The 9,976-nt window shown below is 73.2% G+C and carries 10 protein-coding genes; 5 read left to right on the forward strand and 5 right to left on the reverse strand.

Going from position 1 to position 9,976, the window contains the following annotated elements; genetic code table 11:
* Positions 1–72 precede the first annotated feature (72 nt).
* The 5 genes from ACWGN5_RS37400 (at position 73) to ACWGN5_RS37420 (ending at position 4,539) form a co-directional block, all read left to right on the forward strand.
* Entirely contained in the window at positions 73–552 is a 480-nt protein-coding gene (locus ACWGN5_RS37400) for a GNAT family N-acetyltransferase (protein ID WP_453522867.1), read from the forward strand.
* Between the two features lie 170 nt (positions 553–722).
* Positions 723–1,616 (forward strand): SAM-dependent methyltransferase, encoded by an 894-nt coding sequence (locus ACWGN5_RS37405; protein WP_453522868.1) that lies wholly within the window; start codon positions 723–725, stop codon positions 1,614–1,616.
* A gap of 108 nt (positions 1,617–1,724) precedes the next feature.
* On the forward strand, positions 1,725–2,165 hold the full coding sequence (locus tag ACWGN5_RS37410) for a Fur family transcriptional regulator (RefSeq protein ID WP_453522869.1): 441 nt from the start codon (positions 1,725–1,727) through the stop codon (positions 2,163–2,165).
* A gap of 132 nt (positions 2,166–2,297) precedes the next feature.
* Positions 2,298–3,344: a LuxR C-terminal-related transcriptional regulator gene (locus tag ACWGN5_RS37415; protein WP_453522870.1), complete on the forward strand. Its 1,047-nt coding sequence runs from the start codon at positions 2,298–2,300 to the stop codon at positions 3,342–3,344.
* Positions 3,345–3,486: 142 nt separating this feature from the next.
* A complete protein-coding gene (locus tag ACWGN5_RS37420; protein WP_453522871.1) occupies positions 3,487–4,539 on the forward strand; it encodes a LuxR C-terminal-related transcriptional regulator in 1,053 nt (350 codons plus the stop codon).
* 116 nt (positions 4,540–4,655) lie between these two features.
* Here ACWGN5_RS37420 and ACWGN5_RS37425 read toward each other — a convergent pair whose 3' ends face one another.
* From ACWGN5_RS37425 to ACWGN5_RS37445, 5 genes are all read right to left on the reverse strand, one after another.
* Entirely contained in the window at positions 4,656–4,856 is a 201-nt protein-coding gene (locus ACWGN5_RS37425) for a hypothetical protein (protein ID WP_453522872.1), read from the reverse strand.
* 216 nt (positions 4,857–5,072) lie between these two features.
* A complete protein-coding gene (gene mshA / locus ACWGN5_RS37430; protein ID WP_453522875.1) occupies positions 5,073–6,356 on the reverse strand; it encodes a D-inositol-3-phosphate glycosyltransferase in 1,284 nt (427 codons plus the stop codon).
* A 150-nt stretch (positions 6,357–6,506) separates the two neighbouring features.
* Positions 6,507–8,072 carry a class I tRNA ligase family protein gene (locus ACWGN5_RS37435; protein WP_453522873.1) on the reverse strand — a complete coding sequence of 522 codons (1,566 nt, stop codon included), beginning with the start codon at positions 8,070–8,072 and terminating at the stop codon, positions 6,507–6,509.
* Positions 8,073–8,104: 32 nt separating this feature from the next.
* Positions 8,105–8,851 carry an SDR family oxidoreductase gene (locus tag ACWGN5_RS37440; protein WP_086832434.1) on the reverse strand — a complete coding sequence of 249 codons (747 nt, stop codon included), beginning with the start codon at positions 8,849–8,851 and terminating at the stop codon, positions 8,105–8,107.
* Positions 8,852–8,955: 104 nt separating this feature from the next.
* Positions 8,956–9,792, reverse strand: a complete 837-nt coding sequence (locus tag ACWGN5_RS37445; RefSeq protein ID WP_453522874.1) for a hypothetical protein — start codon at positions 9,790–9,792, stop codon at positions 8,956–8,958.
* Positions 9,793–9,976: the final 184 nt, after the last annotated feature.

Below are 9,976 nucleotides of genomic sequence, written 5' to 3' on the forward strand. Positions count from 1 at the left end.
CGGACTGCGGAATACGCCGCTATTGTGGGTACGTTGGGGCTCGGACTCGGCACGTCGAAGGGTGCACAACCAATGCAGCTCGCTGGCGTTCGTACGGCAGCGGCCGGCGACGCGACGACGATATCCAGACTGCTTGCCGACATCATCCGGAGCAGCTACGCCGGAATACTGGACGAAATCCCGATGCGGCGGCTGATCTCGGCCCAATGCGCACTCCCCCGCATACGCGCGGAAATTGAAATTCCGGGGGGTGCGCCCGGATGGCTCGGCTGGCTGGTCGCGACGGACGCGCAGGGCGCGGTCGTCGGCGTCGCCGCGGGCGGCGTCCCCGTCCCGGGCGAGGGCGAGGTGTACGCGCTCGCGGTGGAGCCCGGCTCGCGCCGCGCCGGCGTCGGTACGGCCCTGCTGACCGCCGCGACCGACCGGATGCGCGGCTTCGGCGCCCGGGAGCAGCGGGTGGAACTCCCGGCGGCGGCCGATCCGGCGATCCCGTTCTACTCCCGTCTGGGCTTCGCGGCCCTCTCCGAGAGACGGTGGAGCAGGCCGCTCTGACACGGAGCGGCCCTCAGGGGCGTGGCAGATCCACGCCATCGCGTGTTCACGCAGCCCGATCCGGTGGATCGGGGTTCGTTCCCCAGGTCAGGATGGGTTCAGCGGCGCGGGCCCGGCGGCACGGGTTCCCCGCCCGGACGGCATGGACCGAGCGAGCCCCTGGAGGAGCGATGCACACACCGAGCGGCACTTCCCTGCCCGTCGTGCCCGCAGCGCTCGCTCCGGTCCTGCCGTCCCGATACGGCCTCGACCCCGAGCCCGGCCCCGGCGCCGGCGTCCGGGTCACCGCCGACACCCTCCCGGGGCTCGAATCGGTCTCCCCCGCCGACGAGAGCTCCGTCTGGCTGCACGACGCCCTGCTCGGCCCGCACAGCGCGGACATCGTCCGCTACCTCAGCCTCGCCCGCTCCACCGGCGGACCCGTCCTCGACCTCGGCTCCGGCGCCGGGCGGCTCGCCGTCCCGTTCGCCCGGCACGGCTTCGCCGTGGAAGCCGTGGACCGGGACGCCTCGGCCCTGGAGCGCCTCGAAGGCTGGGCGCGCAGGATCGGCCCGCAGGTGGCCGGGCTCGTTGTCACCCACCGCGCGGAGCTCACCGAGCTGCGGCTCGAAGGCAGCTACCGGCTCGCGCTGCTCGCGGGCGCCATGGTCACCGCCGTCCCGCCGGACAGCCGGCCGGGGCTGCTCCGGGAGGTCGCCGCCCATCTGGAGACGGGCGGGGCGCTCGCCCTCGACTACACCGCGCACCAGCTCCCGGGGCTGATCGCGGAGCCGCGGCGGACCTGGGCCTTCCAGGTGCCGCGCTTCGACGGGATCGACGAGTGGGTGGTGGCCCGGCAGGTCTTCGACCTGCCGTCGATGAGCGAGCGGATCACCTACTACGCGGCGAGGACCGGCAAGGTGTCCTCGGAGCGGGTCGTCCTGACCACCGACAAGTGGATCGTGGATCCGGAGCGGCTCGCGTCGGAGCTGCACTCGGCGGGGCTGCACATCGAGGGCCGGCGGCGCCACCGCATCGACGAGCGGACGGAGTCCGTCCTGCTCGTGTGCAGGACGGACGACTGACCGGCGTGTACGGGGCGGACGACTGACCGATACGAACCTGCCCCCGTTGACGAGCAAGAGGTACGATGCCCACAAAAGTTTGAGCCGACCAGGTGGCGGGCGGAGAAGATGGCAGTCGTGGAAGAGCTGACGGGCCGCGAGGCGGTGATCCAGCGCCTGCGCGATGTCGGGCTGCGGGTCACGGGCCCGCGCCTTGAGGTGCTCACGGTGCTCGCCGCCGGAGGCCATCTCGACGTCGAGGCGATCACCACGACCGCCCGCGAGCGGCTCGGCACGCTGACCAGCCAGGCCGTGTACGAGATGCTGCGGCACTTCCAGGAGACCGGCCTGGTCAGCAAGTTCGACCGGCCGGGCCTGCCGGCGGTCTTCGAGATCTCGGGACCGGCCCACCAGCACGCCCTGTGCACCTCCTGCGGCCGGGTGGAGAACGTCTCCGCGACCGCGCCCGCACCGCCCCGGGGCGCCCTGCCGCAGTGGCGGGTGGACGACGCGGAGGTCGTCTTCAAGGGCCTGTGCCCCGACTGCCGGGCGGACGGCACCGCCGCCTGAGCGGCGGCCGGAGCGGTCTCCGCCCGCTTGCTGACGCGCGGTCAACATCGTGCGTGTCGTTCGATTTTGTGGCAGGGTCTAGCGGGGCGATTCAACAGGGTCCGCGTGGATCCGAGGGGAGTCTGCTGCGCCGTGTCCAGAAACGCCGCCGTGACCCGCGCGGGGAGCGATGCCCGTACGGGCACCGACCAGGCTCTCGCCGTCTACCAGGAACTCCGCGCCCGCCCCGAGGCCGGCTTCGACGAGGTCGCGGACCGCTTCGAGCTCTCCGCCGACGAGCGGGAGCGATGTCGCCGCGAACTCGCCTCCTTAGGTCTCACCGCCCCCCGCGACGCCTCGGACACCGGCGTCCCCACGGTCGTCGACCCCGATGTCGCCCTGCTGCGGCTGCTGCGCCGGGAGCGCGACCGGCTCCAGGACCGCCTCGCCGCGACCAGCCGCGCGCACACCGCGCTCGAAGCCCTCGCCGGACCGTTCCTGCGGGCCGGGGCCGCGCCCCGCTCCGAGGTCGAGGTGGAGATCGTCACCGACCCGCAGCGGGTGCTGCGCGAGCTGTCGGAGCTGACGGACACCGTCCGCACCGCCGTCCACGTCATGCACACCGGTTCCGTACGGCGCGAGGACATGGCCGCCGAGCTGGAGCGGGACCGATCCCGGGCCGCCCGCGGGGTGCGGGTCCGCGCCATGTACAGCCGCCGGGTCGGGACCGTGCCCGAGATGACCCAGCACCTGGAGGACCGGGCGGCGCTCGGCGTGGAGCTGCGCCTCTCCCCCGTCGTCCCGATGAACATGGTCCTGGCCGACGAGAACTTCGCCCTGCTGCCGACGGACCCGCACGATCCGGACTCGCCCACCATCCTGGCCCGCGGGCCCGGTCTGGTCCGCTCGTACCTCGCGCTGTACGAGTACTGCTGGCAGGCCGCCTCCCGGTACGGCGAGGAGCCCGCGGAGGCCGGCGGCGACGGGCTCTCGGACCAGCAGCGGGCCGCGCTGCACATGCTCGCCTCCGGGATCAAGGACGAGCAGATCGCCCGCAGCCTCGGGGTCTCGCTGCGGACCGTCAGCCGGCTGCTCTCCGAGGTCATGCAGGAGCTCGGGGCGGCGAGCCGCTTCGAGGCCGGCGTCAAGGCGGCCCGTCTGGGGCTGCTCGACGGCGAGGGGCCGGAACCCGTGGCCTAGGACGAGGAGTTCGGATGTCATGGAGGACACGCGCGGCCCGCGGGGGCCGTGCGGGCCGCAGGAAGCACGGGACGGACTCCCGCCGAGCCGGTTGACAGGGTGAGGGCGGGGCGACTCTGAGGATGAGGGGGGTCACTTCGCCATGGTCACCGCGGGCGACGGCATCGGGGACGGCACGAGCGGCGTTCTGCTGGCCGTGTACCAGGAACTACGTCGCCGGGGGGTCTCGGACTTCGAGGAGGTCCGCAAGGAGCTCGGGCTCGCCTCGGAGGAGTACGAGCGATGTCGTCGCGAACTGCTCGACCTGGGCCTCATCGTGCCCACGGGGCAGGCGCACGCCACCGTCGCCGCCGTGCAGGACGGCAGCTGGCGGTCCGAGACGGACACGGTGGCGGCGATCGACCCGGAGATCGCGCTCCTCCGGCTCCTGGAGCGGGAGCGGGAGCGGCTGCGGGAGCACCTGGCCGAGGCGGACGAGGCGTACAGCACCCTTGAGGTCCTCGCGGGCTCCTATCTGCGGGCCGAGGCGCTGACCCGGGCGGAGGCGCACGTGGAGGCGCTGACCGACTACCGCAGGATCCAGCAGGCCATCGAGGACATCACCGATGTGATGCAGGAGAGTTCGGCCTCGCTGCACCCGGGGACGCCGGGCCGGCAGAACCCGGACCGGATGCTCGACCGGGACCGGCGGCAGCTCGCGAACGGGGTGCGGGTGCGCGCCATCTACGGCCGGCAGGAGGCCACGGATCCGCAGATGGAGAAGTTCCTCGGGCAGCGGGCGGAGCTGGGGGTGGAGATCCGGCTCGCGCCGGTGGTGCCGATGAACCTGATCATCGCCGACCAGCAGTTCGCGCTGGTGCCGATCCGGCCCGAGGAGCCGGGCGAGGGCGCGATCCTGGCGCGGGGCAGTGCGCTGGTACGGCCGTATCTGAGCCTGTACGAGCACTGCTGGCACACGGCGACCCCGTACGGGAACGAGGCGGTGGCGGAGGCGGGCGGCGACGGGCTCTCGGAGCAGCAGCGGGCCGCGCTGCACATGCTGGCCTCGGGGATGAAGGACGAGCGGATCGCGCGGACGCTCGGGGTGTCGCTGCGGACGGTCAGCCGGATGATCTCGGAGCTGATGCAGGAGCTGGGCGCGACGAGCCGTTTCGAGGCGGGCGCGCGGGCGGTGCGGCTCGGCTGGCTGGACTGACGTCTTTTCGGGTCGTTCCGAAAAGACGGCGGGGCCCCCCGATCGTGGCAGCGATCGCGGGGCCCGGCGGAGAAGGCGCTTCCGGAATTCCTGGGGGAATGACCCGGTGAGAAAGATCAGTTGGTGGGGGTCGGGTTCGGCGGAACGATCGGCCAGCCGTTGTCCTCCGCGACACCGGCGACGGTCTGGGGGGTGACCGGGGCGCTGTCGGGGGAGACGGCGAAGGCGGCGCCGGCCGCGACCGCCGTACACGCCACCGCCGCGACCAGGAGCTGGCGGACGGCCTTGCGGAAACCGGAGTTCTGCTGAACGGACATGATTCCTCCAGGACTTGGAATATCAATTCCGCCTTCCGGGGCCCGTGCCGCCGGGCGTTCCCTGAAGACATCTCCATTCTGTCCCGGCCCCCGAATCGAATCCAGGGATTCTCTCTGCGTGGACCCGCCATGGCGTGGATGCGTCAATGCGCCATCGACACAACGGAATTGACGCATCCGGAGCTCGCCATATCTTTGGTCGAACCAAAAGAGATGCTAGACTGGTGCGACGGCCTTCTCGTTCCTCCAGGAGAGAGAGGCCGCCGGGGCAGGGGCGTGCCGCCGCCCCTGCCCCACCACCCCCCGTTCGAGCGCCCCCCGGTACACCTCGACGGTCCGGCCGGCCGACGCCCGCCAGCTCATCCCGCGCGCATGGCGCACCGCCGCCGCCCCCATCGTCTCCACCGCCTCCGGATGCGCCGCGAGCCAGCGCAGCCGGCGCGCGTACTCCACCGGGTCGTGCCCCCGGACGAGCAGCCCCGTCACCCCGTCCCACACCGCCGTCGGCAGCCCGCCCACCGCCGCCGCGAGCACCGGCGTCCCGCACGCCTGCGCCTCAAGCGCCACGAGCCCGAAGGACTCGCTGCGCGACGGCACCACGAGGACGTCCGCCGCCCGGTACCAGTCCGCGAGCCGCTCCTGCGGTACGGGAGGACAGGGCCGCAGCACATCGGTCACCCCCAGCTCCTCCGCGAGCCGCCGGGCCGAACCCCGCCCGGTCGCACCCGAATGACCGCCCACCACCGGCACCAGGAGCCGGCGGCGCAGCTCCGGCGCCTCCCGCAGCAGCTCCGCCACCGCCCGTACGAGCACGTCCGGGCCCTTCAGCGGCTGGATGCGGCCCGCGTAGAGCGGCACGAACGCCTCGGCCGGCAGACCGAGCCGGGCCCGCGCCGCCGCCCGCCCGTCCGCAGGACGGAAGGTGCGCAGATCGACCCCGGGCCGTACGACCTCGGTCCGCGCCGCCTCCGCCCCGTACAGCGAGCGCAGCGCCTCCGCCTCGTCGGCCGTGTTCGCGATCAGCCGGTCCGCGCTCCCCACCACCTGGTGCTCGCCCCGGACCCGCAGCTCCGGCTCGGGGGTGTCGCCCTCGGCGAGCGAGGCGTTCTTCACCCGGGCCAGGGTGTGCGCGGTGTGCACGAGCGGTATCCGCCAGCCCACCGAGGCGATCCGGCCGGCCTGCCCGGAGAGCCAGTAGTGCGAGTGGACCAGGTCGTAGCGCCGCTCCTCCTTGAGCAGGGCCAGCGAGAACGGCACCACCAGATCGGGCATGGCCTCCTTGGGCAGCGGCCGGCGCGGCCCGGCGTGCAGATGCCGGACCCGCACGCCCGGCGCGAGCTCGACGAGCGGGGGCGCGCCCTCGCCCCGGCAGCGGGTGAACAGGTCGACCTCCGCGCCCTGTTCGGCGAGGGCCCGGGAGAGCTCGACCATGTAGACGTTCATGCCGCCGGCGTCCCCCGTCCCGGGCTGGTGGAGCGGGGAGGTGTGGACGCTGAGCATGGCGACGCGCAGGGACACGTGGGGCTCCTGGGGAGTGGGGGGCCGCGTGTCCCTGCGCGTCGCTCGCGCGCGCACGGTCACGCGGCAGGGGTTTCCGGGGATTCCTACGGAAGTACTTAGTTGCTTAGTAGTAGGGGGTCGTGGTGGGGGTCAGAATCCGAAGACCGGGCCCGAGGGCGGCGCCAGCCTGGTCCCGGGCAGCGGGCCCGTCAGGGCCTGCCAGTCGACCGGGCGCCCCGGCTCCACCCGGAGCGCGGAGGCGAGCCGGTCGGCGCCCTCCGGCATCACCGGCCGCGACCACGCCGCAAGACCGGCCGCCACCGCCAACTGGGCCGCGAGGGCCGGCAGATGACGGCAGGAGGTGCTGGGCCGGCAGCGCTCGTGGGCGTTGACGTGACCGAAGTCGGCCGCCGAGCGGACCATCTCGTCGAGGACGGCGACCGCCCGGCGCGGGTCGAAGGCGTCGGGGCCGTACGCCTCGCGCAGGTCGTCCACGCCCCGGTGGAGCCGCCGCTCCAGGACCTCCCAGCCGGTGCCGCCGGGCAGCGCCTGCGGGGCGAGGCCGCCGCACTCCTCCCGTACGGCCGAGAAGAGCCGGGACAGCCAGCTGTTCCAGTTCTCGTCCAGCTCCCGCCGGGCCGCCGCGAGCCGCTCCCGCTGGAACACCGTGCGGCGGCCCAGCGGGCGGGCCTGGAGGACATGGCGGCGCAGGGTGTCCGAGCCGTACTCGGTGAGCAGGTCGAGCGCCCACACGTTGCCCTCCTGGACGCCCTTCTCGATGACGTACGACTCGTTGACGTTGAAGTCCTGCGGCAGCTTGATGTCCTGCGCGAGCAGCAGCACCGGCAGCAGCACGGCGTGGCAGAACGCGTGCCCGAAGCCGCAGAAGTGGATCGCGCGGCGGGGCAGCGGACCCTTGGGGTCGTAGCCGAAGAGGTGCATCGCGGCCGCCTCGAAGCAGCCGTCGATCCGGTGCTCGGGGAAACCCTCCACCGGCACCGTCAGACCCCACTCCGCGGGATGGCCGACCGCGATGTCCGGCAGCCCGTCCTCCACGAGCGACTCGCACAGCGCGGCGAGGCGGGGCGGCAGGCCGGCCGTCGCCCAGTAGTCGGCGAGCGTCTCCCGGAACGGCTCCAGGGGCACGTAGAGACGGCGGCAGCGGCGGGCGACCGCCGGGGTGTCGCAGAGCGCGCAGCGCGCCGAGATCAGGTCCCCGCCGTCGTTCGGCCGGGCGCACTCGTGGCACATCCCGCCGTCGCTGGCCGCCCCGCAGTGCGGGCAGGTGCCGGTGGCGTGCGCCCCGTACAGCCAGCGGTCGCACGGCTCGCAGTACGGAAGCAGCCGGGTCCGGGGAGCGATGACGCCCTGCGCGTACAGCTGCGCGAAGAGGTCCTGCACCCAGCGGCCGTACCCCTTGTCCCGGCGCGGGCGCACGATGTGGTCGAACTCCACGCCCGACCGCAGCCAGTCGGCGGTGATCGCGGCCCGGTAGCCCTCCGCGACCTCCTCGGGCTTGCGGTGGTGGCGCAGCGCCCGCACCTCGACGGAGCTGGCGTGGTCGGCGGTGCCGGTGGTGAACCGGACGGCCTCGCCGTCGGCGCGCAGATAGCGGGTGAGGACGTCGGCGGCGACGTACGGCCCGGCGAGGTGGCCGATGTGGAGTTCGCCGTGGGTGGCGGGAGGGGTCGCGGTGATCCAGACGGGGGTGCTCATGGGACCTCCTTGACGCGGTGGTTCTCGGGTGGTCAGCGGGGCTCGAAGTGGAAGGACCGGATGAAGCAGTCACGGGGCTGCTCGACGGCGTAGACGATGCACTCGAAAAGGGCCTGGGTGGTGAGCTTCTCGTCGGGTGCTATTCCGTCGGGATTCGATCCGTCCCATTCCGCGAAGCGCGGGTCCGAGGTCGAGAAATCGGGCGGGAAGAGGGAGAAGACGCGGACCCCGGAGGGCCGCAGCCGGCGCGACAGGATGTCGGCGAAACCGGCCTGCGCGCTCTTCGCCGCCCAGAACGCCTCGTGCGCGGCGCCGGCGGTCGCGGCCGACGCGCCCTCCGCGTCCCGCACGGCCACCATGTTGACGATGTCGGGCCGCAGCGAACCGCGCAGCAGCGGCAGGAAGTGCTTCACCATGAGGACCGTGCCGCCGGCCGTCGACTCGATCGTCTCCACGATCTCGGCGTCGCTGGCCGCCTCCAGGTCCATGCCGTCGAGCCAGCGGGCGCCGTTGTTGACCAACAGGTCGACGCGGTCCGTGCGTTCGCCGACCCGGGCCGCGAACTCCCGGATCTCGGCGGGCCGGCTGAGGTCGCAGCCGAACGCGTGGATACGGTCACGGGCCGAGCCCATCACCTCGGTACGGGTCCGCTCGGCGGCCTCGACGGTCCGCGCCGACACGTAGACCTCGGCACCGAGATGCGCGAATCCGACGGCGAGCGCGCGGCCGAAATAGCGGGACGCCCCGGTCACGACGACACGCAGATTCTCGAATTTCATTGTGTGTCTGCTCTCCCCACGTCCACGTCCCACGGATACCGATGCCGGTCGATTTCAGCGTGACAGAGGAAGGGGGCTGCGGCCCTGGTGAGAGGGCTGCGCATTCACGCCGTTGCGTGGATACGCCACGGCAGCTCCAGGCTTTCGAGCACCTCGGCGCGCTTGTGGTGGACACGGACGCGGTCGGGGGCGGCGGAGACCGTGACGGTGCCGGTGGGGGTGCGGACGGGCGCCGTCACGGCGGGCACGACGGTCCCGTCGATCGCGCCCGCGGCCGCGAGGGCGGCGGCACCGGTGAGCGCGAGCCGGGGGTGCCAGCCGCCGACGGTGAGGGCGCGGACGGAGAGGCCGTGGTCCTGGACGGAGACGGCGGCGATCTTGGGGAGGGCGGAGGCCGGAGGATGCCCGAGCCGCCGGGCGGCCTCCTCGCGCAGGGCGAGGAGCTGACGCTCCATCGCCCTCGGGTCCAGCCGCCGGGCGTCGACGAACACGTACGGATTGCCGTACCGCACGAGCGAGACCGGCACGCCCAGGAGGACGTCGACGGGGCGGCCGGTGGGGAGGGTGCCGGGGGCGGTGGGGGCGCGGAGGAAGCTGAGCGTGTACGCGTCGGAGTGCGGCTCGCGTTCGCACAGGACGGTGTCGCCGGTGGTCACGGCGCGGACGGTGACGGGCCCGGGCCGCCCGTCGGCGACGACACAGGCGAGGAGGGAGTGCCCGCACCCGGCCCGGAAGTCGAAGGAACCGTCGGGGAGGGCTTGGACGAAGCGGTAGCGGAGGGTACGGGGGTCGAAGAGAGCGAACTTGCTGAGACGGGGGTAGGGGGTGGTGGCGAGCTCGCGGCGCAGCTGCGCGAGCTCGGCGCGGAGCGCGAGCGCACCGAGCGGCAACAGGTCGCTCCGCACGACAAGGGTGGGCCCGGGCGCATCGAGAGCCCGCACGACGGTGAGCCCCGTTGTGGGCAATCGTTCCGCTGGGGCGGAACGGGTGGGCACAACGGACGGCGCCCTTGCCGGCGCCAGAGGCTTCCGCGCCTGAACCCGCACCACCAGCTCGGTGCACACGGTGCGGGTCGAGGCGCGGAACGCGGAGGCGCCGCTGGGCGCGCCGTCCCGTGTGCCCACC

The sequence above is a fragment of the Streptomyces sp. NPDC055815 genome, assembly GCF_053616475.1.

What these genes read in the sequence shown, in the direction of transcription:
- mshA (WP_453522875.1), bottom strand. Translation starts at nt 6,356, where the DNA reads ATGCTCAGCGTCCACACCTCCCCGCTCCACCAGCCCGGGACGGGGGAC.
- ACWGN5_RS37425 (WP_453522872.1), bottom strand. Translation starts at nt 4,856, where the DNA reads ATGTCCGTTCAGCAGAACTCCGGTTTCCGCAAGGCCGTCCGCCAGCTC.
- ACWGN5_RS37405 (WP_453522868.1), top strand. Translation starts at nt 723, where the DNA reads ATGCACACACCGAGCGGCACTTCCCTGCCCGTCGTGCCCGCAGCGCTC.
- ACWGN5_RS37420 (WP_453522871.1), top strand. Translation starts at nt 3,487, where the DNA reads ATGGTCACCGCGGGCGACGGCATCGGGGACGGCACGAGCGGCGTTCTG.
- ACWGN5_RS37440 (WP_086832434.1), bottom strand. Translation starts at nt 8,851, where the DNA reads ATGAAATTCGAGAATCTGCGTGTCGTCGTGACCGGGGCGTCCCGCTAT.
- ACWGN5_RS37400 (WP_453522867.1), top strand. Translation starts at nt 73, where the DNA reads ATGCAGCTCGCTGGCGTTCGTACGGCAGCGGCCGGCGACGCGACGACG.
- ACWGN5_RS37410 (WP_453522869.1), top strand. Translation starts at nt 1,725, where the DNA reads ATGGCAGTCGTGGAAGAGCTGACGGGCCGCGAGGCGGTGATCCAGCGC.
- ACWGN5_RS37435 (WP_453522873.1), bottom strand. Translation starts at nt 8,072, where the DNA reads ATGAGCACCCCCGTCTGGATCACCGCGACCCCTCCCGCCACCCACGGC.